Consider the following 25,772-nt stretch of genomic DNA (forward strand, 5'->3'; position numbering starts at 1 on the left):
TATGAAAACATATATTAATTATTTGATAATCTTTGTTTTGGGTGTGTCTTTGGCCCAAGCTCATGAGAGTCCTCTAATCGAAAAGAGAAAGGAATTTAATTTTAATTACAGCTCTGGAGGCGTGGAAAAGCTTGAAATTGCCAATCAATTTGGTGATGTTAAAGTATATTTTACAACACAAAAAAATATTACCGTAAACGTGCAAGTTACCGCCAATGCTCCTTCACCTGGCCAGTTAGATGAATTTATAGAATCGATAAGTGTAAATGGCCAAAAGAATGGTGACGAGGTGAAGGTCTATACCTCTATCAGAAAGGAAAACTATAATATGAAGTCTTGGAATAAAGACAAAAATTCAAGTTTCAAGATTGATTACAGTGTCTACATTCCTAAAAACTTGGAATTGGTTATTTCTAATAGTTTTGGAGAAGTAACCTTGCCAGATTTTACGGCTCCTTTGACCCTAAATCTAAACTATTGTACGCTACACGCGGCTAAAATCTCAAATCCAGACTCCAAAATAAGCATGAATTATGGAGTGGCCAACATAAAAGCTTTGCTCGGTGGCGACATTAACTCAAATTTCACTGCTGTAAATATGGGTGAAATGCGGAATGTAAACATGAAAAATAATCATGGAAGCCTGAAGGCCAAGTATTTAGAAGACATTGAAGGGGTGATGAATTACTCAGGTGGTGTTTTTGGAAACATCAAAGAAGCAGTAAAGTTGAATGTCAATTACTCCAAGAACTTTAGAATCGAAAACATAGACGAAAAAGTCAAAAAATTAGAAATTTTTTCAAACTATTCCAACATCGATTTACCGATTAGCGAAAAGTTCAACGGTGTTTTCGATATAAAAACCTCACACGGAAGTTTTTGGGTAGATCCAGCACTGATGGTTCATTTCTTCAAGAATTCAGAAACTGATGGTAAGAAATCAGGATATAAACCGAAAGTATCAAATTCTTACCAAGGGAAGATAGGTACAACTACCAACACCGATACCAAGATATTGATTATCTCTAATTTCGGCGATGTGAAAATAAAATAGTCAGTTTTTTTAATACTGCCCAGTTCCTAGCATCACAAGTGTACAAGCTTCAATCACCTCTGTACCTTGTGCTTCTAGCTTTGCTTCAAGATCGAGATTTTCAGCACCAGGGTTGAATATTACCCTTTTAGGTTTCATTTTTAGTAGAAAATCTTCGTATTCTTGTTGATTAGGCTCACTCAAGTAAACGGTTACGGTGTCTATATCTTTTTCAATCTCATCGGTGTTGGTTTTGATATCTACACCGCCAACATTACCTATATTCTTGCCCAAAAGCTCTATTGTATGACCTTTTTGTAGCAATCTTTCAGCAGCCATTAAGGCATATCTGCCTGGCTTTGTGCTTGCCCCGAGCACCAAGGTTTTTTTGTTGTGCATTTTTTTAAAAAGTTAAATTTAAAGTTAATATTTCTCCTTTACGATTTACTATAACTGGCACTGTTTGGTCTTTTTCAAATTTGCCCAAAGCGGCCATATAGCCATATACATCTTTTATTTCGTGTTCACCAATTTTCGTAATAATGTCTCCTGCCTTTAAACCCGCCTTTTCTCCAGGTCTTCCTTCTGAAGCTCCGTCTATTTTCAAGCCTTTTCCATCAAAAGAATAATCAGGAATTACGCCCATGGTTACTTTGAAACTGCTTTTAGTGGCTGTCGAATGTGGGTTAGAAGTCTTTTTGAAATCAATTTTTGGACTGGCATTCAGTCTCTCAATGATGTTTTTGATATAATCCAAAAGCAGGGCCTCACCTTCGTAATTGATCAAATTGGCGTCATCAGTTGGTTTATGATATTCTTGATGAGCTCCGGTAAACAAAAATAAAACAGGGATGTCTTTCAAATAGAAAGAAGTATGATCCGAAGGTCCTATTCCGGCAGAGTCCAGCGTATGTTTTATATTCATTTCCGTGGCCAGTTTTGAGGCGTTAGCCTCCCAAAACTTACTTGTGCCAATTCCCCCAATACTCACACCTTTGTCTTCTCTATATCTGCCAATCATGTCCAGATTTACCATACAATTGATATTTTTGAGGTCAAAAGTCGGATTGTCCAAAAGGTATTTTGAACCCATTAGGCCGAGTTCTTCTCCCGAGAAGGCTAGAAATATAAAATTATAATTTTCAGTAATCTTATTTTTAGCATAATATCTAGCTAATTCTATCATTCCAGCTACACCTGATGCATTATCGTCAGCTCCATTGTGCACCTGTCCATTCGAATTTGCCAGCAAAGAACTTCCCTGATCGCCCATTCCAAGGTGGTCATAATGAGCTCCGATGATGATCGATTCCGTTTTGCCGTTGTCAATCCAACCTAAAATATTGTTTGCGTTTACTTGGCTTATGTTGGGCGGAACTCCTTTTTTTGCCGCAAAAAGCTGCCTATAGTTTCCGTTTTCTCCCAAGGGTTTCAATCCTATTTTTTTGAATTGATCGATGATATAATCTCCGGCCTTGGATTCGGCAGCGGTACCTGTCCCTCTTCCCTCTAGCTGATCTGAGGCCAAATAGTTGATATGTTTTTTGAGATTTTTGGTCTGGGCATTTATTTGAAAAGCAACGAAAAGTAGGAATACTAAATATTTCATAAATGATGAAGCTTATGTTTGGTTAAACATATTTTTTGTTTGAAAGGTTAAATTTAAGGAAATCCAAGAATTTATTTAGTATATATCTTAATTTTGCAAAAAAGAAAAAGCGTATGTCGATGTTAGATATGATGGGAATGATGGGCAAAGTAAAGGATATGCAAGCTAAAATGCTTGAAGCCCAAGAAAAATTAGGTGATATTGTAACTGAAGCCGAGTCTGGTGGGGGAATGGTCAAAGTCACTGTCAATGGAAAGAAAGAGTTGTTGAGTATCGAAATTGAGCCGGAATTACTCAATCCTTCAGATGCCAAAATGGTACAGGACTTAATCGTAGCCGCTGCAAATAAAGCTTTGGCCGATATTGACGGAAAAGTAAAAAACGAAATGAGCAAAGTGACTGAAGGTATGATGCCAAAGATTCCAGGATTTGATTTAGGAAATATTTTCAATAAGTAGTTTTGAAAGATACCGCAGTTGTTATTCTGAATTATAACGGGCTTGGATTCCTAAAACAATTCTTGCCTAATGTTATAGAAAACAGTCCCGAGGCGGATGTAATAATCATAGACAACTGTTCCACAGACCATTCACTCTCCTTTTTGAAGGAAAACTTTCCGCAAACACAAGTCATTTGTAATGAGGTCAATTATGGTTTTGCGGGAGGTTACAACCACGGGTTGGCTCATATTCAACATGAAAATTTAGTTCTACTCAATTCCGATGTGGAGGTCACTCCCAATTGGTTAACTCCAATCTTAAAAAGAGCAGCCGAAAATCCGAGTATCGCTGCAATTCAACCGAAACTCTTGGATTTTAACAAAAGAGACCATTTCGAATATGCTGGTGCAGCTGGTGGCTTTTTGGATAAATTCGGTTATGCCTTTTGCAAAGGCCGTATTTTTGATTCCTTAGAAAAAGATCTTGGTCAATATCAAACTCCTACGGATATTTTCTGGGCTACAGGTGCTAGTTTTTTCATTAAAGCCAAGGTTTTTAAAGACTTAGGGGGATTTGACGAGCGTTTTTTCGCACACATGGAAGAGATTGACTTGTGTTGGCGTATTCATAATGCAGGTTTCACTATTCAATATGAATCAAGCTCAGTGGTTTATCACGTTGGTGGGGGCACACTGAATAAAACCAATCCATTTAAAACCTATTTGAATTTCAGGAATAACTTGGCCATGCTGTACAAAAATTTGCCAACTAATAAACTTTTTCCAGTAATTTTCACAAGGTTGATTTTAGATGGTATTTCATCTTTAAAGTTTTTGAAAGATGGTAATGTCAAAGATTTTTTTGCGGTGGCCAAAGCACATTTTGGTTTTTATGCCATGATACCTTATTTAACCAAAAAACGTGGCGGTTCTTACCAAGCTTATCGAAAGCTCAGTAATTTTTCGGTGGTTTGGAGATATTTTGTGAAAAAACAAAAAACGTATACTGAAATATGCTCAAAGTAGGTTTGACTGGTGGTATTGGTTCAGGAAAAAGTTTGGTGGCCAAGCTTTTTTCACTGCTAGAAGTGCCTATTTACGAGTCCGACCAAAGAGCTAAATGGCTTATTGAGCATCACGAAACTATTATCTCTGAAATTAAAGAACTTCTAGGTGACGAAGCTTATAACAAAGAAGGCAAGTACAACAAAGAATTCGTTTCCAAGGCAGTATTTCAAAATAAAGATTTATTAAAAAAACTCAATCAGATTGTTCACCCAAGAGTAGGGCAGGATTTTGAAGACTGGTTAATTGTTCAAAATGCTCCATTTGTTATTAAGGAGGCGGCCATTATGAATCGAAATGCAGGTCTCGACAAGATAATTGTGGTGGACAGCCCGAAAGAATTAAAGATAAAACGGCTTTTGATAAGAGATACCCATCGAAACCTAACAGAAATAGAAAACATTCTTGCTAACCAGAAATCTCCCGAGGAATTTCTGGAAATGGCCGACTTTGTAATAAATAATGATGAAAAATCGCTTTTGATTCCTCAGGTTTTAGAAATTTATAAGAAACTTATTTCTTAAAGCCATCTTTGAGTTCCTTCACATGGCCCGCTACGTCTCTGTCAAAGTCTATTAAATCATTAACCGTCTGAATGGCGTGTATGACCGTGCTGTGGTCTCTTCCACCAAAATGATAACCAATGGCTTTTAATGAAAGTGTTGTGAATTCCTTGGCCAAATACATGGCTATTTGTCTCGGCAAAACCACCTCTCGTAATCTGGTTTTACCTTTTATGTCGCTTACTTTTATCCTGAAATAATCCGTAACCACTTCGATTATTTTGTCTATAGAAATCACTTTTTGATTTTCCTCCACAATACTTTTCACCCTAAACTTGGCCATATCCAAGTTTATCTTTCTTCTTGTCAATGCCGAATCAGCAATTAGCGAGATAACCACACCTTCAAGTTCCCTTACGTTGGAATCTATGCAGTGAGCTAAATACTCAATAACTTCTTCATCCATTATAGCCTTTTCTTCTTCTACCTTATTTTGGATAATGGCTATTCTGGTTTCTAAATCAGGAGCTTGAATATCAGCAGTTAATCCCCACTTAAATCTCGACAGTAAACGGTCTTCCATACCCGACAATTCCCTTGGAGGGCGGTCAGAGGTCATTACTATTTGTTTGCCAGTTTGGTGTAAGTGATTAAATATATGGAAAAAAGTCTCTTGCGTTTTCTCTTTTCCTGACAAAAACTGTACATCGTCTAATATCAAAACGTCCACTCGCATATAGAATGCCATGAAATCCTGCAAGCTGTTTTCCCTGATGGCATTAATAAACTGGCTAGTGAATTTCTCAGAAGATACATACAGTACAATCTTACTGTTTTCTGACTGCTTCTCTATGTAATTGCCAATAGCTTGCACCAAGTGAGTTTTGCCCAAACCTACACCACCATAGATCATCAAAGGATTAAATGAGGTTGTGCTGGGTTTTTGAGCAACAGCAAAACTGGCCGCTCTAGCCAAACGATTACAGTCGCCTTCCACAAAATTCTCAAAACCATAGCTCTTATTTAAAAAAGACTCTATCTGTTTTTCATTAAATGCCTTAAGATCGAACGGGTTTTTTTGAGTAGGAGGCACTATTGGTGCCGCGGGTTGAGCTTTATTTGGAGTTCCTACAGGCGGATTCGTTGTCGGTTTAGCAGCACCTCTGTCAATTATTATTGTGTATTCCAACTGCCCATCTTTACCGATGGCGTAATCCAAAGCTTTTCTCAGGATTTTTACGTAATTGTCTTCAAGCCATTCGTAAAAAAACTGACTAGGTACCTGAATAATAAGACGTTTGTTAATTAACTTGTAGGGAATGATCGGTTCAAACCATGTTTTATAGCTTTGTTCGGTCACATTCTCACGGATAACCGCAAGGCAGTCACGCCAAACTTGTGATACATCATTTTGAACTTTGGTTTCCAATTTCTCTTTTGTTAATTTATTTTCGTCTTATTTTTGGGGCTACAAATGTAGAAAAAAAAAGCACGACAAGTGGATTTTTTTTTATTAAAATGGAGGTATCTTGATTTAGTACAAATCAATTGAAGAATGCTGCCTCAAAATCTAATTGGCGTCTTTAAAAAATTAAATTTGAAAATAAAGTATTCGGCAATAAAGCATGATTAGTTTTGCATTTGTTTTGAAAAACAAGATATTCTTCGGGTATTTTTCTGTTTACTAATTTTAAAAATAAGCACAAATGGTTTTAAAAAAATATGCTTTGAGTTTCATTTTATTTATTGTACTATTTTTAGTTAAACTTTCTCCTTGGCAACATTTTTTGCATTCTAAAATTTGGGTGATTTTTGCATTTTTTGTAGCCTTAGATTTTCTCGTTAAAATGTTGGTGGAGCAAGGAATGACTAACAAAAGAGAAAATTTTGTTCAATTTTACCTTGCATCGGTGGTTTTGAGGTTTATACTTCTTTTGGTTTTTATTGGATTCGGTTTGTTTATGTATAAAGAAAATCAGAATCTGTTCGTGCTGAATGTTTTTGTATTATATTTATTTTTTACAATTTTTGAAATTTCAACTTTACTTAGTAAATTGCGTCGTTTTTGAAAATGGCATCTTTTAACAAAGAGTTTATAAAAGTACTACTTATGTTTAAATACGTTTATTCCTTAGTTTTTTGCATTATTTTAGGTATTTCACCTTCTTTTTCTCAACATACTGAAGAACACGCCGCGGCAACTACTGCTGGTCACGAAGAAGAGAAATTTGACATCGGCGGCATGATTATGCACCACATCGCTGATGAACACGGTTGGGAATTTACACACGGTGTTAAACTCCCACTTCCAATCATACTTTACACCGCTGACAGAGGTATTGAGGTTTTTTCTTCTAGCAGATTAGACCACGGTCAAGTTTACAATGACTACAAAAACGAGCATGAGCATATTGTAAGAGTTAACGCTGACGGAACCGTAAACGAGGCTATTCATCCTATGGATTTCTCGATTACTAAAAACGTAGCCACTCTAATGTTAGGTGCGTTGTTATTGATTTTGATATTTACTTCAGTTTCAAAAGGCTACGTGCAAAACAAAGGAAAAGCCCCTAAAGGCATTCAGTCATTCCTTGAGCCATTGATCGTTTACATGAGAGACGAAGTAGTTAAACCTTCAATCGGCAAAAACTACGGAAAGTACTTCCCATATCTACTTACTTTGTTCTTCTTTATTTTTATCAATAACCTATTAGGATTATTGCCGGGTGGAGCTAACTTAACAGGTAACATTGCCATTACATTGGTTCTGGCCTTGATCACATTCTTAATTACAAACCTTAGTGCCAACAAATACTATTGGAAGCACATATTGTTGCCGAATACACCAAAATGGATGTGGGTAATTATGATTCCTGTAGAAGTTGTGGGTGTTTTGATGAAACCACTCTCGTTGATGATTCGTCTTTTCGCAAACATCACCGCAGGTCACATCATTATGTTGAGTTTGTTTGGTTTGATATTTATATTCAAAAGTTGGGCAGTGGCTCCGGCTATTGGCGTATTTGCATTGTTCATGAGTGCTATTGAATTACTTGTGGCATTTTTGCAAGCGTTCATATTTACGTTACTAACATCGATGTATATCGGTAGTGCTATTGAAGAGCACCACGCCGAGGAGCATCACTAAGATATTAAAAGCATTCCTCTTTATTCCCCTATAAAGAGGTTAATTACAAATCATCTTCGGAGGGGGGGAGAAAATAAAAAAATAAAATTATGTCTTTATTGAACATTATTTTACAAGCAGCAGCAGACGGTAAAGGTCTTGCTGTAATGGGAGCAGGTATTGGTGCAGGTCTTGCAGCTATTGGTGCAGGTCTGGGTATCGGTAGAATCGGTGGAAGTGCAATGGAAGGTGTTGCTCGTCAACCGGAGGCAGCTGGTAAAATCCAGTCTATGATGATCATCATCGCTGCCTTGATCGAGGCCGTAGCTCTTTTTGCTGCTGTAATTTGTCTTTTGATTTCTTTCAAAATGGCTTAAGCTATTTTAGGAATCTACATTCCCAGCATTATTCACATTAGGTGTTAATGTTGGGAATATTTTGAATTTAAATTTATTATTTATAATTGTACAAAAATGATTTTATTAGATAACGCATTGTTGAACCCTAGTCCAGGTCTTATTTTTTGGCAGCTAGTAGTTTTTGGTTCATTGGTATTTATCCTATGGAAGTTTGCTTGGAAAGGTATCCTTTCGGCTTTGAAAGAGAGAGAAGGCGAAATTGAGGGTGCTTTGCGTATGGCTGAGGAAACAAGGGCAGAAATGGCCAAGTTGAAGTCGGACAATGACAAACTTGTAGCAGAAGCTAAAAAGGAAAGAGATTTTATAATCAAAGAGGCCAAAGAAGCATCTGATAAAATGATTGCTGAAGCTAAAGACAGAGCTATCGAACAAGGCAACAAGATTATGGAAGATGCTCGTGAGGTGATGAACCAAGAAAGAGTGAAAATGATGAGCCAAATCAAGAAAGATGTGGCTACACTTTCGATAGAGATTGCTGAAAAAGTAATCCGAAAAGAACTTTCTGATAAAGCCACTCAACAATCATTTGTTAGTGAACTTGTAGCAGACGCAAAATTGAATTAATACCTCAATCAGTTATTTGATTGAAAATTTTTTAATAAAACTATGTCAGAATCAATAGTTGCCTATCGTTATGCCAAAGCCTTAATTGACTTGGCAAATCAGCAAGGCGTAGTGGATGAAGTAAATAAGGACATGTCGTTTTTTGAGGCGATATGTGACGAGAACGCTAATTTCGTGGCTGTAATGGCCAATCCAATTGTAAGGCACGACAAGAAATTGAGTATTTTGAAAAAAATATTCGAAAATAATGTAAATAATGTGACCTACTCAATTTTTAGCGTCTTAACTAAAAAGAACAGAGAGAAACTCATTTATCCAATTGCGAAAGAATTTCAAAAATTGTATAATTTGCAGACTGGTGTTCAAATAGTGCAGATTTCATCATCAGTGGCATTGACAGAAGCACAAAAGGCAGAATTTGCCAAGTTGGTTTCTAATGCTATAAGCAAGCAAGTGCTGATTGAAGAAAGTGTAGATGAGAGTTTGATTGGTGGTTATGTTTTGAGAGTAGGTGATACGCAAATTGACACCTCTGTTAAAAAGAAACTTAACGAATTGAAACTGGCACTATCCTAAGTAAGAATTAGTTTTCATGGCTATAAAGTTGAGAAAGGCCTCCGTTTTTTCGGAGGTTTTTTCTGTTTTAGGGGTATTGGTAATTGTATAATTTGAGTTATCTGTTGAGGTTTGAGAAGTCTAAATTCCACACTCGCTTCTTAGTTTTCGATTTCATTTTGTCTTCTCGATATTTTGATTCATGTCCTCTTTTCGGTCTGATACAACTGCTTTTTGGGTCCAGTTTATTTTGTAAAATTTCATTTTTCAGGCCCGTAATTGTTACTGAAGTGTTAATTCTGCCAATATTTAAAGAAATTATCAAAAAAATGAAAATATTTTTTTTTGATAAATCAATTTATACTTTAAGTAGAAAATAGAATAAATTCATTTTTCTTTCAAATCGTCCAAAAAATCAAATCTATTTTTCGTAAAAAATAAAAAAATAACCTCTTTTTTAGCTCATTTTGCACCGATTAGCCCAATTTTGAGCATTTGGTAGAGTAAAAAATCTTTTCTTGTTTTGTCTAAGTCAATTTGACTGTACAACAAAATATAATAAGAAAATGAGACACATAGGAGCTAATTTGTACGTAAACAACGACACCGTTGAGATAATCGATTTTTTGGTAGATAATAACCTTCTGCCTAAACCAGTTCAAAAAACTTTTTCAGTAGTAAGTCAGTTAGGCATGGATTTAGACTTAGTGATGTATAATCCAGATGCTGAAGAGAATAAATTTCTACACTACAAATTTGTTGATTTCGCCTCCAATTCTGACGCATTGAAGTATTTGATCTCAATGTTTAGAAATCTGGCCACTGAGAATTACAATGTATATACGCCAGCACAAAAGAAACTGGAAGAGTACTTGTACATGCTACCTACTTACAGAGCATTGTTTGGCTATAAGTTCAACGAGGATAACGAATTGTATCAACAAAAAAACTACGAGTATTAATATGAATTCACCATTTTTAATCAAGATTTTTATCGAATTATTATTCGTGATGTTTATCTCGGTTTCGGCGTTTGGTCAAAGTGTCAGTCCATTGGAAGACGACAGAAACTATAAAACTGGAAAAGTAAAGGTTAAAAGTTTAAATTTGACCATGAAAAAGGCTACACTTAGGGTTGCTAGAAATTACAAGCAGCCGGCTAAGATGGATACTGTGGAGGCGTATCAGTTGGTGTTACCAAAAGAGCAATCTCTCAGAAACAGAAACTACAAGAATAAGTAATCAATTTTCTTGGAAACAAGTACGGCATCTAGCTTCATAGATGTCGTGCTCTCCAAGAAGAATCAAATTTTCGGCATTTGATTTTCTGTAAGAAAAATGTGCAATGTCGCCACACTTCACACATATAGCGTGCACTTTTGTTACATACTCCGCCACTGCAAGGAGTTGGGGCATTGAACCAAACGGCAATCCTTTAGAGTCCATGTCCAAACCCGCCACGATGACTCTTTTGCCTTGAAATGATAATTTATTACAGACTTCAACAATAGACTGATCAAGAAACTGTGCCTCATCGATACCCACCACGTCGCAGTTTCCGCTCAAAAGCAATATTTCTTCAGCTGTGTTTACTGGCGTGGAGCGTATAGCATTTTGATTGTGTGAAACAATATCGTTTTCGTCATATCTCACATCTATTTTGGGTTTGAATATTTCCACATTCAGTTTTGCTATCTGAGCCCGTTTTAGACGCCTGATTAACTCCTCTGTTTTACCAGAAAACATAGAACCCGTTATGACTTCAATCCAGCCACTTTTGGTATCTTTCGCCTTGCCTCTTTTGGGTTCTATGAACATATTTTCATTAATTTTACGTTTATATCTAAAATGGCAAAGCATTTGCATTAGGCTTCTTGTACCATTTCAAATAGATTACAAAAAAACAGAATTATCCGATGACCAACAAATGGAATGTGGCCGAAATAAAAAATACTTCTCAGGCATTTGCCGAAGTAGTTTGTGAAGAGTACTTTAAGACAAAAGAAAATATTAACGGAAGCGAAATAATAGGCCTAACAGAAGTAAAACAACTCAATCTTTTTATACTCAAAGAACTGTTTGAAAAATGGCAGATGGAAATTTCTAGACTAAAGAGTCCATATTTTAATTATGCCGAACCCGAGGTACAAAAAGCTTTGGATGATTTTATGAATATACTATCGAGGCATATTCAGGTTAATGGTGAGAATTTTAAAGGTATTCTGGAAACATCGGTAAAGAAAACCATAAGTTTGTTTTCTGATCCTAAAGCCTTTTTTGTAGAGGAAATGAGAAATCTGACGGATTTTAAACTTACGGCTGATTGGTTAACTAAAAATGGTAAGTTTTTCAAAGATTACAATTGGGTTTTGCGTGAATTGTTGAGTAAACTGAACGGCGTGAGCTTTATTTATGCCAACGAAGCCATAGATTTTATAAATCAGTTTTTTGATGATAATAGGATAGAGGATCATAGTAAGGAATTGGCTGATATCTCTAAAATTGCGGGTGAAAATCAACCTGCGGCTCCGGCAACCAATCCTTATCAGTCTTTTTTTGATAGCATAGAAGAGTACAAAATGGCTAAGCCTCAAATGATAGCCAAAGAACCTGAGGTGATTACTCCAACAGTTGTGGTAGAAGAGAAAGACGAGCCAATTACCGAAATGAGACTGACGCAAGTGCAGGAGAAAATAGAAACAGTGATTACAGAAAATCCTGTAACCAGAACCATAGAGAAGGAAACCACAGTGACATTGCATGAGTCTATGCAAATGACTTCAGAGAATAGTTCGCTCTCTGATTTTCACCAAAAACGAAAAATTGATTCTATAAAAGGTAATATTTCATTGAACCAAAAGTTTCTATTCATTAACAACTTGTTCGGTTCTGATTCCAGTGTTTTTAATGGAGCCATAGAGGAGCTAGAAAGTTGTAACAGTTTCTCAGAAGCCAAAGAACAAATGATTAAGAAATATTTGCCGAAATACAAATGGGATTTGAATAGCCCGGAGGCCGAGGAGTTTTTTGATATTTTGAAAAGAAGATATAACTAAGCTGTGTTATAATGGTTTGCGAACAAAAAGATATTATAAAAAAGGCTTTCAAATAATTGAAAGCCTTTTTTATTAGTTTGCCATTTCGGATAAAAACTTGATTCTCATAAGTCTTAGCTCCTCTTCGGTTATTTCATCGTCATAATCGTCGAATTCCTTCATGGCTACTTTGATTTCGTCCGAGGCTGAAGTCATGAAATATTCGTAGATATCTCTCTGTTTGTCTTTGTCAATTATTTGATTGATGTAGTAATCAAGGTTTAGCTTGGTGCCTGAAAAACAAATACTTTCTATTTCGTTTAGAAGTTCTTCGCTGTTCATTTCTTTGGCTTCAGCTATCTCTTCAAGGTCAATCTTTCTATCTATTTGCTGAATAATAAATATCTTCGTTTTCGATTTGTTCACGGTGGTTTTTACCATCAAATCTGCCGAAGTTTCTATTTCATTGTCCTTTACATATTTTATAATTAGATCCAAGAACGGCATACCGAATTTCTGCACCTTACCCATTCCCACACCATTGACTTGTGCCAATTCTTGCACATTTGAAGGGTACGTGGTCGCCATTTCTTCCAAAGAAGGATCTTGAAAAACCACATAAGGCGGAACATTTTTCTCTTTAGCTATTTTTTTACGAAGAGCTTTCAAGAGTTCCAACAAAGCTTGGTCAGAAGCACCGCTTCCGCCAGAAGGTCCAGCAGTTTGCTGCAACTCATCTTCTCCACTGCCTTCTGTTTCGTTCAAATCGTGATCCTCTGAGAAAGTAATAGAGTAAGGATCTTGTAGATATTTTTGGCCTTTTTCGGATAATTTAACTACGCCATAATTATCGATGTCTTTTTCAAGATATCCAAAAACCATCAATTGTCTGATGATAGACACCCATTTGTCAGCAGCTGATATTTTACCATCTGCATTAATATCGGCTTTCGGTTTTTTGTTTACAACTATTTCATCCTCATCTTCCTCTTCTTCTTCCTCAAACTTCTCTGAAAGGTTAAAGTATTTCAAGCCTTTGCCAAACATTTCGAGTTTGTCGTGCTCATAGCTTGCTATGGCTGGGTTATCTTTGGTATTGGCTGTTAGGATATCCGCAATGTGATTGGCTGAGAAACGCTGTTCGGTTTTAAGAATCGTGTTAAGGGCCAAGATGACTTCTTCCTCACCTCTGAAGGTTTTGGTTGGCTTGTTACAGTTGTCACAAAAACCACAGTTTTTCTCTGTCTGCTCTCCAAAATAACTTAACAACTGTCTTCTTCTACAAACCCCGAGGGATGAATACGCCACCATTTCCATTAAAAGGGCCTTGGCGTTATCTCTTTCCGTTACGTTTTTATCTTTGTTGAACTTCTCAAGTTTGGTGATGTCGTCTAATGCATAGAACATCAAACATGAACCATCTAATCCGTCTCGTCCGCCTCTACCAGTTTCCTGATAGTAACCTTCGAGCGATTTCGGAGCGTCATAATGAACCACAAATCTTACGTCTGGCTTATCTATTCCCATGCCGAAGGCAATAGTTGCTACCACCACGTCACAGTTTTCGTTCAAAAACGCATCTTGGTTTTTCATCCTCACGTCAGAGTCTAAACCTGCGTGATATGGAAGAGCTTTGAAGCCATTAACTACCAAAAGCTCAGCTATTTCCTCAACTTTTTTTCTACTCAAGCAGTACACTATTCCTGATTTTCCTTTGTACTGAGCCAAAAAGTTAATCAGTTGTTTTTTTGCATTAAGTTTTGGTCTAACCTCATAATAAAGGTTGGCTCGGTTAAACGATGTCTTATAGATCACCGAATCATCCATATCCAAGCTCTTCTTGATGTCCAGTTGCACTTTAGGTGTCGCAGTGGCAGTCAAAGCAATGATTGGAAGGTTATCGTCAATGGACTCAATAATTTCTTTAATTTTCCTGTATTCTGGTCTGAAATCATGTCCCCATTCTGATATACAGTGGGCTTCGTCCACAGCCACAAAAGATATTTTGGCTTTCTTTAGAAATTCTAGATTGTCTACCTTGGTAAGAGACTCAGGTGCAATGTATAACAATTTACAGGCTCCGCTTACCACGTCATTTTTGACGCGATTCATCTCTGATTTATTCAGCGTACTGTTTAGAAACTGAGCGTTTATACCAAAAGCCATCATCTGATCTACCTGATTCTTCATCAAAGCAATCAATGGAGAAATCACTATGGCAGTTCCTTCTAATACGGTAGCTGGAAGCTGGTAGCAAAGCGATTTGCCCGCTCCAGTTGGCATAATTACAAAAGTGTTTTTGCCAGAAACAATACTTTTTATTATTTTTTCCTGCTCTCCTCTAAAATTATCAAACCCAAATATTTCCTTTAGGTTTTTCTTTAGGCTGTTTTCAATTGATACATCAATCATAGCTAGTTCTATAAAGCATTAAAAATTAAAGCACGCCGCTTTTTTTGACGTGGTGAATTAAATTCTTAATGCCAATATACAAAAAATGTTTTGTGATTTTGTTAAACTCAAATATTTTGTTTCACTAAAAAAAAACGGAATACAAGCCGTACATTTGCAGCAGAAATAACGCTTTTTTTAAAGTGGAGACGAAAATAGAAAAAAATATAATTGAAATTGCCAAAAAAGTACTAACTGATGAATCGGAGGCAATTAAATCTTTGATTAGTACAATAGATGTTGGCTTTGAACAAATAGTTTATGCTATTTTGGCCTCAAAAGGTAAAATTGTACTGACCGGAATAGGTAAAAGTGCCATAATTGCCCAGAAAATATCCGCCACTCTGAACTCCACTGGACAGAAAGCCGTGTTTATGCACGCCACAGATGCCATGCATGGCGATTTGGGTATAATTGACAGTGAAGACATCATAATCTTTTTATCTAAAAGCGGCAATACACCAGAAATCAAGGTTTTGATGCCTCTTTTGAAACGATTGGGTAATAAAATAATCGCCTTGGTTTCAAATATTGAGTCATATCTGGCCAAAAATGCAGACTTTATCATCAACGCACATGTAGAATCGGAAGCCTGTCCGCTGAATTTGGCACCAACAACGTCCACTACTGTGGCTTTGGCTTTGGGCGATGCTTTAGCGGTTTGTCTGCTAGAAGGGAGAGATTTTTCTAAAAAGGAGTTTGCTAGATTTCACCCAGGCGGTAGTTTGGGTAAAAAACTTTACTTGAGGGTTTCTGATATTTACCCCAATAACGCTTTGCCCAAGGTATCCGAAATGGATGAAATTCAGAGTGTTATATTAGAAATGACCACTAAAAGACTGGGCTCAACAGCAGTAGTCAATCAAATGGACGAGTTGGTGGGAATAATTACCGACGGTGACCTAAGAAGAATGTTAAAGAATGGGGCAGAGTTTTCAAAACTAAAAGCTAGGGACATAATGGGTACCTCACCCAAAACCATTCAACCTGACGAATTTGCGGTGAATGCCTTATTGAAGATGCAGGATCTGAATATTACGCAGTTGGTTGTTTCGGAAGGGAAAAATGTACTAGGTTTTGTACATTTACACGATTTATTAAAAGAAGGGCTTATTTAAGGCTTATAAAAATATTGACAATAAGAATGAGAAAAGTAGATTTTTTAGTGATTGGTTCGGGTATAGCGGGTTTGAGCTTTGCATTGAAGGCCTCGAGAAAAGGTAAAGTGCTGATTCTTACTAAGGTTAATGCGGATGAAACCAATACAAAATATGCTCAAGGAGGTATCGCTACCGTTTTTGATCCAAATACAGATTCATTTGAAAAGCATATTTCAGACACCTTAATAGCTGGTGATGGTCTTTGTGATAAAAAGATCGTGGAGATAGTGGTAACCGAAGGGCCTGATAGAATAAACGAACTTATAGAGTACGGAGCCAATTTTGACAAGGAGGATTCAGGTGAGTATAATTTAACGCGTGAGGGCGGGCACTCGGAGAAAAGGATTCTTCATTATAAAGATATAACGGGTTGGGAAATCGAACGTGCTCTGCTTGAGCAGGCCAAGGCTAATCCAAATATAGAAATTCTTACGCACTATTTTGCGGTGGAAATAATCACCCAGCACCACTTGGGTGAGTCAACCGGTGATCACATAGAATGTTATGGTGTATATGCCCTAAACGTAAACTCAGGTAATGTCGAAACTATTTTAGCCAAGAATACGCTCATGGCCACTGGCGGTGCAGGTCATATATACGCAGCTACTACCAATCCGGTTATCGCCACTGGTGATGGCATAGCCATGGTCTATAGGGCAGGAGGGAAGGTGAGAGACATGGAGATGATGCAGTTTCACCCAACGTCGCTACACAATCCAGGTTCTTTCCCGAGTTTCTTAATTACCGAGGCTGTCAGGGGAGAAGGTGGCGTTTTAAGGAACAAATCGGGTAAAGAGTTTATGTATGAATATGACGAACGCGGATCTTTGGCTCCTAGAGACATTGTGGCGAGGTCTATTGATGCCGAAATGAAGAAAACTGGAGAGGAATTTGTTTATCTGGACATTACTCACAAGCCGAAGGAGTTGATTTTAGAACATTTTCCGAATATCTATGAGAAATGTTTGAGTCTGGGTATCGATATTTCTAAAAATATGATTCCGGTAACTCCGGCTGCACATTATTTGTGCGGTGGAATATTGGTTGACGAAAACGGTAGAACAAACATCAGCAATCTTTTTGCCTGTGGAGAGTGCTCTTCTACGGGTTTGCATGGTGCTAATCGCTTGGCTTCAAATTCATTGCTAGAAGCCGCTGTTTTTGGGCATAGAATATCGCAAGTGGCTGTAAATGAGTTGGATGGTGTAGAGTATAATGAAAAAGTACCTGACTGGAACGAATTCGGAACGGTGCAATCCAATGAGGAGATTTTGGTAACGCACAATACCAGAGAATTACAACGAATGATGTCGGATTATGTGGGTATTGTACGGACTGATTTCAGGCTTGAGCGTGCTCTGACTCGCTTAAATATGCTCAAAGAGGAAACAGAGGAATTTTATAGAAAAACCAAACTTTCAGTGAAACTTTGCGAGCTTCGAAACTTAATTTTGTGTGCCCAAATGGTGATTCATTCGGCACAAAAACGCAAGGAATCTCGTGGACTTCATTATAATACCGATTACCCGTATCATTTGGGTGGAGAACCACAGAATACCGTAATTTCAAGGGGTTAAACGCTTTTTTAGACCAAAAAATTAGCAGGTTTCAATTTTTTTTTTGATATTTGACACAATAGCCTCATTAACATAAAATAAAACCCAATGAATAAGTTTAAATATATACTGGAAAACAATCTTTTTGGGGTCTGTAGTAAGATAGGTGAAAAGTTGAATTTTTCCGCTAAAAGTATAAGAATGTACTTTATTTACGCATCGTTTTTTACCCTTGGCTCACCAGTGATTATCTACTTGGTGTTGGCTTTTTGGATGGAAATTAAAAATCAAGTTAGAAGAAGCAATAGCTCAAGCATTTGGGAGATTTAACGATCTACTTCACCCATCACAAAATCCAGAGAACCGATAATCGCCACGAGGTCAGCAATCATCCAGCCTTTCGATATTTCAGGTAAAACCGAGAGGTTGTGGAAGGAACACGCCCTACATTTTACCCTGGTTGGTACATCGGTTTTTCCATTTGTTCTAAAGAAAAAGCCCAATTCACCTTTCGGATTTTCGGCTCGGGCATAGAAATCCATTTCCACTGGCCTGATTTTTTTTGGTACAAAAGCCTGAGGATCAAAGTCTCTGGTGCGTTTGTGGTCTTTGGTAAGTTTGTCCAAACATTGCTCTATTATTCGGATAGATTCCCAACATTCCATCAATCGCACATAGTTTCTATCCCAACAATCACCCGTTTTACCCATTTTACCTTCACCGATCGGAATATCAAACTCAATCTCGGGATAAACAGAATAGGCATCCACCCTTCTAAGGTCATATTTTAAACCCGAACCTCTTAAAACAGGGCCAGTACAACCATAATTGATGGCCAAATCCATTGGTAAAACACCTACATTGGCGGTACGATTGATAAATATGTGGTTGTCTATAATAATTTGTTTGAGTTCTTCGAGTTTTGGCTTTACATAATTCACAAACTCAAGGCATTTTTCTTCAAATCCAAGCGGTAAATCATAGAACAAACCTCCCACCCAGATATAATTGTATAACATTCGTGCTCCAGAAACCCATTCTAGAAGTCTTTGGATTGATTCTCTGTCGCGTATCAGCCATAAAAAAGGTGTTTGGGCACCAATATCTAATGCATAAGTACCAATAGCTATAAAATGTGAGGCAATTCTATTGAGTTCAGCCACTAAAACTCTGATATATTCTATTCTTTTAGGAAGGGTATTTTCGATGCCAAGCATTTTCTCCACGCCCATAACATAAGCATGCTCGGAGTTCATGGCAGCTACATAATCCAATCTATCTACAAATGGGATGATTTGGTTGAAAGGCAAAGATTCTGCGTGTTTCTCAAAACAACGATGCAAATAGCCCAAATGCGGCACCACTTCTTTGATGAGTTCACCGTCTGTAACTACCTCAATTCTCAGTACACCGTGCGTAGAAGGGTGTTGTGGACCGAGATTGATGAGCATTTCTTCCGATGCAAGATTTTCATAATTAAATTTTGTCGGTTCAGATTCACTAAGGTTTTCCCTTCTATATTTGTATTGAATTTTTTGCATCGAAATTTTTTCTGGTTCAAAAATAAAAACAAAAATCTAGATTCAAGTTTAAAATGCACGAAATCGAACCTTTTTATAATTGGCAAAAATATTATTTGCCTTACGAGGATACAAAAAGTCCGTTTTTTGAGAAACCTGAAATCAACCAATACAGAAACACCGTTTACAGTTATTATCTACATCCAGACTGGGACGAAATAGGTTCAGAAACACTGTATTTGAAAGTTTTGATGGTCAATTACTCTTTGAAATATGCGGTGATTGAGCTCATTGGCGAATGGAACGATACTTTGCATAACGATGTGATGTATCTCAAACGGAATATTGTAGATGTTTTTCTGAAGCAGGGCATCAAGTATTTTGTCTTGATTGGAGAAAATCTTTTTCAGTTTCATGGCGGCGAAGACGATTATTATGAGGAATGGTTTGAGGATGTGGAAGATGGCTGGATAGTGGCCCTTAATTTCCGAGATTTTATTCTGACAGAGTTCTCAAGATTTCACCTCGACTATTACATCAACTATGGAGGTACTTTACAGATAGAAAATTGGCGAACACTCAAGCCAGATCAGCTTTTTTCATTGATTCAGACATTAATTCAGCGTAGATTGACCTAATGGTAAGCTTTTTGCGTTATTAGATTTGAACCAGCCAAGCCTGTTGCTTGTTAGCATAAAAAACAAATTTTCATGGATCAGTCTTTTTTAAAACACATTTACGAGAAACACCAGAACACTGAGGCGGTGCCTTCTACCAAAGATATTTCTTCTTGGGCGATAAAAGTGATTCGATTGCTATATCCCGAGCAAGCCAAGGAGTTTTTTAGAAGTGTTGACGAAATAGAAGGTGAGTTTTGGAACCTCGGAAACGAGTTAAAGCATCTTTTGGAAACCACTGATCAATGCAAAGATTGTGATATAAGTAAAAAAGTAAATGTATTTAACGAATCCATTCCCGAGCTTTTTAGGCTGTTAAATACCGATGTAGATGCAATCTTGGAAGGTGACCCAGCCGCCAAAAGTAAGTTCGAAATAGTAAGAGCTTATCCTGGTTTTTATGCTATTTCAATCTATCGTTTGGCAAATTTACTTCATAAATTGGAGGTAAATCTTATACCAAGAATCCTTACAGAATTTGCTCATTCTCGAACTGGTATTGACATACATCCTGGTGCTGAAATTGGTGAATACTTCTTCATTGACCACGGTACGGGTGTTGTAATCGGCGAGACCTGCATAATAGGAAACCACGTCAAAATATATCAAGGAGTTACTTTAGGGGCCTTGAGCGTCGATAAAGCACTGGCTAATACCAAACGTCATCCAACTGTAAACGATAATGTGGTGATATATTCTGGAGCGACTATTCTAGGAGGAAATACCATAATTGGCGAGAATAGCATTATCGGTGGTAACGTTTGGTTAACCAAATCCGTGCCTGCCAATTCTACGGTTTACCACAAGCCAGAAATCAAAGTTGTAGAGAACGAAGCGGTATAAATATGCTCATCAATAGCGAGGAATACCGTGCAATGTTTGAGGTCGAGGAAAAACTTTGGTGGTATATAATTCTGCACGAAAAGGTTATAGCTGAGATTAATTCCTTCTCAAAAGGTAATAAACAAATCAAAATACTAGACGCAGGTTGCGGTACCGGTGGGCTTTTGGTGAAACTCCGAAAAGCTGGTTTTCTAAACATTCAAGGTTTTGATTTTAATGACGATGCTGTAGCATTTTCAAAAAGCCGTGGTCTGAACGCTCAAAAAATTGATATTACCCATCTTCAAGGAGTTTTTGAAAAAGAATGCTTTGATGTGGTTGTTTCCGATGATGTGCTTTATCAATTTGAGGATGAAGTTATTGAAAAAACCATTTCTTCTATTGTTGATATTTTAAAGCCTAACGGCATTTTTATCACCAATAACAATGCTTTTGAGATTTTTAGAGGTACGCATGATATAGCAGTTGGAAGTAAAAAACGTTTTGTTTTGAAAGATTTCAAGGCCTATTTGTCCAAAATAGAAGCTGTTTCAATTTCAAAGCACCATTATTGGTCGCTATTTCTTTCACCATTGATTTTAGTGGTTCGATTAATTCAAAAACTTCAATTGAAACTCAATTTGGTCGATTTACAAAACATAAAATCAGATGTAGAAATGCCATCTGAGTTTATTAATAATCTGTTTTACAATATCTGTAAATTCGAGCGTAATATCCTGAAGAATTCACCTTTCGGAAGTTCCTTATTTTTGGTTATAAAAAAAGAAAAATGACGATTTTCGGGTGATTTTAGCACATAGCTTCCTATTTTTGCATCCCAATTTAATTTTTATTTATGAGTGTTAGAGTAAGATTTGCTCCAAGTCCCACAGGACCTTTACATATTGGTGGTGTTCGTACTGCCCTTTACAACTATCTTTTTGCCAAAAAAATGGGTGGAACCATGATTTTGAGAATAGAAGATACCGACCAAACGCGTTTTGTAGAAGGTGCTGAAGAGTATATCCAAGAGGCTTTGGCATGGGTAGGTATAAACATAGATGAAGGCGTTCAACAGGGCGGAGCATTTGGACCTTACAAACAATCAGAAAGAAAAGAGATTTATGGTAAATATGCTCAACAATTGGTAGATTCAGGCAAAGCCTACTATGCCTTTGATACTTCGGAAGAATTGGATGAGTTGAGAAAAACTTTGGAAGAAGCCAAAGTGGATAATATTTCCTACAATGCCGTTACGAGGATGCAAATGAAAAATTCATTGACCTTGTCTGCGGATGAAGTTGCTGCCAAATTACAAAATGGAGAGCCTCATGTCATCCGTCTGAAAGTGCCTTTGAAAGAAGAAATCAGGTTTAAAGACATCGTGAGAGACTGGGTGGTGGTGCATTCTTCAACCATTGACGACAAGATTTTGATGAAATCTGACGGTATGCCCACCTACCATTTGGCGAACATCGTGGACGATCATTTGATGGAAATTACGCACGTCATTCGTGGCGAGGAGTGGTTGCCATCTGCTCCATTGCATGTATTGCTTTATAAAGCATTTGGTTGGACTCCCCCAGAATTTGCACACTTGCCTTTGTTGCTGAAGCCGGAAGGAAATGGTAAATTGAGTAAAAGAGATGGCGTTTTGGGAGATTTTCCAGTGTTTCCATTGGAGTGGAAAGACAAAACCACGGGTGATATTTCAAGAGGATTTAGAGAAGACGGATATTATGCCGACGCTGTGGTGAATTTCTTGGCATTTTTGGGCTGGAACCCTGGAACGGAACAAGAAATCATGACTTTAGACGAACTCATTGCAGCTTTTGATATCAATAACATCCATAAAGGAGGAGCAAGGTTTGATGTAAACAAAGCCAAATGGTATAATCAAATGTACCTTCGTCAGAAAGACGACGCTTTGTTGGCGGGAGAGTTGAACACTACTTTAAACGATTCTTCGCTATCAGAAAAAATCGTGAAATTGATGAAAGAGCGTGTGACTTTCACCAAAGAAATGATAGCCGAAGTGCCATTTTTGTTCAATGAAATCAGTGAATACGACCAAGAAATAGCTCAGAAAAAATGGGATGATATGGCAAAAACAGCTATGCCGGTCGTGGCCAAAATTCTTGAAGGCGTGGCTGATTTTAATTCAATTGCTATTCATGATGCACTTTTTGCAGGTTTAGAGGCTGAAGGCATAAAACCAGGCAAAATCATGCAAGCCTTGCGTTTGGCCATAACTGGAGAGGGCAAAGGACCTGATTTGATGTTGACCATAGAGATATTGGGCAAAGAAAAGTCTGTTGCAAGAATAAATAGGGCATTGAAGGTTTTGTAAGAAAAACTGCTAATACTTAATCCGACCTCTCCAAGGTCGAAAAATCAATTAAAAATATTGTACAAACATAATTTGACCGCTCTGCGGTCATTTTTTTTACAATCTGACCTAAGCGAGGTCAGATTATTTTTTGACAAATAGATAGAATGGTAGATTTATGAAGTTTTTAATCAAAAACTGTGAGAAAATAGTGCAAACATAATTCGACTTCTCTGAGGTCTAAGAATCTAGATAACAATATTTTGTAAACATAATTTGACCGCCCTGCGGTCATTTTTTTTACAATTTGACCTCAGAGAGGTCAGATTATGGTAGATGGTTATGATAAATATGCATTTCGACCCCAGCGGGGTCGCATTATATTTGTCAGATTATGTTTTATGAAAATTTTTGGTTTTAGATTTTCTAAAAAATTATATTTTGATCACCAAAAAATAAAAACATCACCTAAGGGCTTCCAATCTATCTTATTTTCTTTGATCCAAATGCTCCTTTTCTAAAATCCAAATCCCTATTTTTACCCATCATTTATTCAATAAAAACTCATGCCTATCAAAATTTCCGTGTTGGTTGTATTTAGCTTTCTATTCCTTTCAAACACTTTTGCTCAAGACGAATGGTGGAAACGAAACAATCTTCGAGTGATTCAACTGAATCTGCCAGACTATGAAGCCAAAACCATTCAACCTAATGAGATAGTAGAGGATTTGTTGAAATATTCGGCCAATACGCTGATAATCAATGCGGGCGGTATCATGGCTTTTTATCCTTCTAAATTGGAGAACCATTTCATTAATCCTTACATGCGTCCTGGCGTATTGGGTGAAATTGTTGAGAAGTGCCACCAAAACAATATAAAAGTAATGGTGAGGTTTGATTTTAGTCGGGCTGATAAGACTATTTTTGATAAGCACCCCGACTGGTTTTACATCTCCCCAAAGGGCGAACGAATGATCAATACCGACAAATATGTGGTATCTATCAATGCTCCATATATGCAGGAGGAGGCTTTCAAAATCATTATGGAAGTTATCGAGATGTTTCCGATTGACGGGATATTTCAGAACATGCCAGGTTATCAGACCCGCAATCCTTATGAGAATTTGTACCAAGGAATCGACCAAAATGAATATGATAAGAAAGCTTTTTATGCTTATTCTGGCTTGAGCTTGCCTTTGGTGGAAAACAAGGAGGATTCAGTTTTCAGAAAATACGAGGAATTTAAAAAGCACACCTCGGAGGCATGGCAAGAAAAACTGTATCATTTGGTAAAGGCCAAAAACAAAAACATCGCCATCTGTACCTATGCCGAAAAGTTTGTGGATATCATCAGGCACGAATCGCAGTCGAATAGTTTGCCTTATTGGCCATATTCCGCCTCTGACAATGTGGGAAATGCGGGAAATTCGTATCCCGACCACATCATCAGCAATTCCAGCATTCAGCAGATTTCGTTTCAAGGTAGATACAATGCTGTGGAACCTGAGGAAGTCGAAATCAGACTTTGGGAAAACATAGCCAACGGTTCTGGACTCGATATGAGCATGATGGGCGATATGAGGGGTTATGAAGATGAGCGTAATTTTGAGGTTTACAAAAAAGTGTATGGCTTCCATAAAGCCAACGAGAAGTTTTATGGTAAATACCAAAGTCTGGCCAAAATAGCCCTCATTGCACCAGGGGCATGGCCTTCTGGAAATAAAATGCAAGAATACCGTGGACTAATGCTCATGCTCAAAGAGGCTCATTTGCAGTTTGATATCATTGAGGATTCGCAAATTGAACGGCATGCCGAACGTCTCAAAAAATACAAAATTGTTATTTTCCCTGACATAACTTATTTGAGTGAAAATGCCATAAAATTACTTCAAAACGTATCAAGAGATGGCGTAAACCTCATTGCCACCAACAACAGCTTTTCTGACAACGCCCAAGCCCTCAAAAGTCTTTTCGGAGCTGAAATCATCAAAAAGGAATGGGATGGAACAGGCAATTATCTCAAAATCGATAACCAGAAATTATTTGGAAGGCTCAAAGGTCAGTCGATGATTCATTGGAAGTTTAATTTGGCTCAGTATGATTTTGAAAAAACAAATACCAACCATCTACCCGTATTGGCAAAAGGGAGACCCGGACCTCCAGAATTAATCGGAGGACACGATCCAATGGGGTATTTTGGAATGTCTGTGAAAGATTTCGGAACTTCTAAAAATGTTATATTACCATTGAATCTAGGCAAATTGTATTATTTGAATGGTTATGAGCAAAATAAGAATTTGTTTTTAGATGTTTTGCAAAGCTTAGATAGTCAGGTTTTTGAGGAGTTCAAAACTAATGCACATCCTCGGGTAGAAATGATTTTGAAGGAATTTAAATACAACACCAAAAACAACAAAAAAGCTACAGACGGAAAAATCTTGCACTTCATAAACCTGACAGGTTTTAGTGGAAATACCTTTTTTGAGCCATTGCCAGTTCAGCAGATTCAAGTTTCCTTGAAGACCGAGAAAACACCCAAAAAAGCATTTTATTTAAGTAATAAAAAGCCCATTTCGTTTTCGATAAGGCAAGATGAAATAAGTTTTACCGTGGATAAACTTGCCAATTACGAGGCTGTGGTTTTTGAATACTAAAACTACGCTTGAATCAGTGAATTCGCATTTAAGAGTAAATTTGATTAATCTTATATTTATTCTTGAATGCAAAAAAGGTAATGTCGCCCCGATGGGGCTTTTATGCTTTTATTTTTATTTTACCTACCAAAATATCGCCCCGATGGGGCTTCATCCATAGGTCTTTCTATTTGATTTTTTAAATTCGAATCCCCTTTACATTTATACAGTATTTTAGTGTTATTTATCCTATATTTTGTTTATTTTCAATAAGT

The 25,772-nt window shown here is 37.2% G+C and carries 25 protein-coding genes; 19 read left to right on the forward strand and 6 right to left on the reverse strand.

What is annotated here, in order from left to right:
• Position 1 precedes the first annotated feature (1 nt).
• The gene (locus EGI31_RS06550) at positions 2-1,054 is read left to right on the forward strand and encodes a hypothetical protein (RefSeq protein ID WP_255036390.1); all 1,053 of its coding nucleotides are present in this window, start codon (positions 2-4) and stop codon (positions 1,052-1,054) included.
• A gap of 9 nt (positions 1,055-1,063) precedes the next feature.
• Here the strand turns inward: EGI31_RS06550 and EGI31_RS06555 are convergent, their stop codons facing one another.
• On the reverse strand, positions 1,064-1,432 hold the full coding sequence (locus EGI31_RS06555; RefSeq protein ID WP_255036391.1) for a CoA-binding protein: 369 nt from the start codon (positions 1,430-1,432) through the stop codon (positions 1,064-1,066).
• 4 nt (positions 1,433-1,436) lie between these two features.
• Positions 1,437-2,642, reverse strand: coding sequence for a M20/M25/M40 family metallo-hydrolase (locus tag EGI31_RS06560; protein WP_255036392.1), 1,206 nt, complete (start codon positions 2,640-2,642; stop codon positions 1,437-1,439).
• Between the two features lie 113 nt (positions 2,643-2,755).
• Between EGI31_RS06560 and EGI31_RS06565 the strand changes: the two genes are divergently transcribed.
• Genes EGI31_RS06565 through coaE form a run of 3 tightly spaced genes read left to right on the forward strand, consistent with a single transcriptional unit; the run spans position 2,756 to position 4,670 of the window.
• Positions 2,756-3,100, forward strand: coding sequence for a YbaB/EbfC family nucleoid-associated protein (locus EGI31_RS06565; protein WP_255036393.1), 345 nt, complete (start codon positions 2,756-2,758; stop codon positions 3,098-3,100).
• Between the two features lie 2 nt (positions 3,101-3,102).
• On the forward strand, positions 3,103-4,107 hold the full coding sequence (locus EGI31_RS06570; protein ID WP_255036394.1) for a glycosyltransferase family 2 protein: 1,005 nt from the start codon (positions 3,103-3,105) through the stop codon (positions 4,105-4,107).
• Entirely contained in the window at positions 4,095-4,670 is a 576-nt protein-coding gene (gene coaE, locus EGI31_RS06575; RefSeq protein ID WP_255036395.1) for a dephospho-CoA kinase, read from the forward strand. Before EGI31_RS06570 ends, coaE begins: the two co-directional genes overlap by 13 nt.
• On the opposite strand, the gene dnaA is transcribed toward coaE, so the two are convergent.
• Positions 4,660-6,078 (reverse strand): chromosomal replication initiator protein DnaA, encoded by a 1,419-nt coding sequence (gene dnaA / locus EGI31_RS06580; protein WP_255036396.1) that lies wholly within the window; start codon positions 6,076-6,078, stop codon positions 4,660-4,662. The genes coaE and dnaA overlap by 11 nt on opposite strands.
• 681 nt (positions 6,079-6,759) lie before the next feature.
• Here dnaA and atpB point away from each other — a divergent pair.
• The 6 genes from atpB to EGI31_RS06610 all read left to right on the forward strand — a co-directional run bounded on the left by atpB (position 6,760) and on the right by EGI31_RS06610 (position 10,556).
• Entirely contained in the window at positions 6,760-7,797 is a 1,038-nt protein-coding gene (gene atpB, locus EGI31_RS06585) for a F0F1 ATP synthase subunit A (protein WP_255036397.1), read from the forward strand.
• A gap of 89 nt (positions 7,798-7,886) precedes the next feature.
• A complete protein-coding gene (atpE, locus tag EGI31_RS06590; RefSeq protein WP_255036398.1) occupies positions 7,887-8,153 on the forward strand; it encodes an ATP synthase F0 subunit C in 267 nt (88 codons plus the stop codon).
• 96 nt (positions 8,154-8,249) lie between these two features.
• Complete coding sequence (gene atpF, locus EGI31_RS06595; protein ID WP_255036399.1) at positions 8,250-8,759, forward strand: F0F1 ATP synthase subunit B; 510 nt, start codon at positions 8,250-8,252, stop codon at positions 8,757-8,759.
• A 42-nt stretch (positions 8,760-8,801) separates the two neighbouring features.
• Positions 8,802-9,335, forward strand: coding sequence for an ATP synthase F1 subunit delta (atpH, locus tag EGI31_RS06600; protein ID WP_255036400.1), 534 nt, complete (start codon positions 8,802-8,804; stop codon positions 9,333-9,335).
• 545 nt (positions 9,336-9,880) lie between these two features.
• Positions 9,881-10,276 (forward strand): hypothetical protein, encoded by a 396-nt coding sequence (locus tag EGI31_RS06605; RefSeq protein WP_255036401.1) that lies wholly within the window; start codon positions 9,881-9,883, stop codon positions 10,274-10,276.
• Position 10,277: 1 nt separating this feature from the next.
• The gene (locus EGI31_RS06610) at positions 10,278-10,556 is read left to right on the forward strand and encodes a hypothetical protein (RefSeq protein WP_255036402.1); all 279 of its coding nucleotides are present in this window, start codon (positions 10,278-10,280) and stop codon (positions 10,554-10,556) included.
• Here EGI31_RS06610 and EGI31_RS06615 read toward each other — a convergent pair whose 3' ends face one another.
• Positions 10,557-11,132 (reverse strand): thymidine kinase, encoded by a 576-nt coding sequence (locus EGI31_RS06615; protein ID WP_255036403.1) that lies wholly within the window; start codon positions 11,130-11,132, stop codon positions 10,557-10,559.
• A gap of 98 nt (positions 11,133-11,230) precedes the next feature.
• On the opposite strand from EGI31_RS06615, the gene EGI31_RS06620 reads away from it, so the two are divergent.
• Positions 11,231-12,370 (forward strand): DUF8457 domain-containing protein, encoded by a 1,140-nt coding sequence (locus EGI31_RS06620; RefSeq protein ID WP_255036404.1) that lies wholly within the window; start codon positions 11,231-11,233, stop codon positions 12,368-12,370.
• A gap of 72 nt (positions 12,371-12,442) precedes the next feature.
• Here EGI31_RS06620 and EGI31_RS06625 read toward each other — a convergent pair whose 3' ends face one another.
• Positions 12,443-14,761 (reverse strand): RecQ family ATP-dependent DNA helicase, encoded by a 2,319-nt coding sequence (locus EGI31_RS06625; protein ID WP_255036405.1) that lies wholly within the window; start codon positions 14,759-14,761, stop codon positions 12,443-12,445.
• 182 nt (positions 14,762-14,943) lie between these two features.
• On the opposite strand from EGI31_RS06625, the gene EGI31_RS06630 reads away from it, so the two are divergent.
• From EGI31_RS06630 to EGI31_RS06640, 3 genes are all read left to right on the forward strand, one after another.
• Positions 14,944-15,918, forward strand: coding sequence for a KpsF/GutQ family sugar-phosphate isomerase (locus EGI31_RS06630; protein ID WP_255036406.1), 975 nt, complete (start codon positions 14,944-14,946; stop codon positions 15,916-15,918).
• 26 nt (positions 15,919-15,944) lie between these two features.
• Positions 15,945-17,537: an L-aspartate oxidase gene (gene nadB, locus EGI31_RS06635; RefSeq protein WP_255036407.1), complete on the forward strand. Its 1,593-nt coding sequence runs from the start codon at positions 15,945-15,947 to the stop codon at positions 17,535-17,537.
• Positions 17,538-17,624: 87 nt separating this feature from the next.
• Positions 17,625-17,846 (forward strand): PspC domain-containing protein, encoded by a 222-nt coding sequence (locus tag EGI31_RS06640; protein ID WP_255036408.1) that lies wholly within the window; start codon positions 17,625-17,627, stop codon positions 17,844-17,846.
• On the opposite strand, the gene EGI31_RS06645 is transcribed toward EGI31_RS06640, so the two are convergent.
• Positions 17,843-19,057, reverse strand: a complete 1,215-nt coding sequence (locus tag EGI31_RS06645; RefSeq protein WP_255036409.1) for an NADH-quinone oxidoreductase subunit D — start codon at positions 19,055-19,057, stop codon at positions 17,843-17,845. The genes EGI31_RS06640 and EGI31_RS06645 overlap by 4 nt on opposite strands.
• A 53-nt stretch (positions 19,058-19,110) precedes the next feature.
• Between EGI31_RS06645 and EGI31_RS06650 the strand changes: the two genes are divergently transcribed.
• From EGI31_RS06650 to EGI31_RS06670, 5 genes are all read left to right on the forward strand, one after another.
• Positions 19,111-19,674 (forward strand): hypothetical protein, encoded by a 564-nt coding sequence (locus EGI31_RS06650; protein ID WP_255036410.1) that lies wholly within the window; start codon positions 19,111-19,113, stop codon positions 19,672-19,674.
• A 72-nt stretch (positions 19,675-19,746) separates the two neighbouring features.
• Complete coding sequence (gene epsC / locus EGI31_RS06655; RefSeq protein ID WP_255036411.1) at positions 19,747-20,556, forward strand: serine O-acetyltransferase EpsC; 810 nt, start codon at positions 19,747-19,749, stop codon at positions 20,554-20,556.
• Between the two features lie 2 nt (positions 20,557-20,558).
• Positions 20,559-21,329 (forward strand): class I SAM-dependent methyltransferase, encoded by a 771-nt coding sequence (locus EGI31_RS06660; protein WP_255036413.1) that lies wholly within the window; start codon positions 20,559-20,561, stop codon positions 21,327-21,329.
• 62 nt (positions 21,330-21,391) lie between these two features.
• Positions 21,392-22,885: a glutamate--tRNA ligase gene (gene gltX / locus EGI31_RS06665; RefSeq protein WP_255036414.1), complete on the forward strand. Its 1,494-nt coding sequence runs from the start codon at positions 21,392-21,394 to the stop codon at positions 22,883-22,885.
• A 545-nt stretch (positions 22,886-23,430) separates the two neighbouring features.
• The gene (locus EGI31_RS06670) at positions 23,431-25,518 is read left to right on the forward strand and encodes an alpha-amylase family protein (RefSeq protein ID WP_255036415.1); all 2,088 of its coding nucleotides are present in this window, start codon (positions 23,431-23,433) and stop codon (positions 25,516-25,518) included.
• Positions 25,519-25,772 lie beyond the last annotated feature (254 nt).

This window comes from Lacihabitans soyangensis (assembly GCF_024343775.1).
GTDB classification, from domain to species: Bacteria; Bacteroidota; Bacteroidia; order Cytophagales; family Spirosomataceae; genus Leadbetterella; species Leadbetterella soyangensis.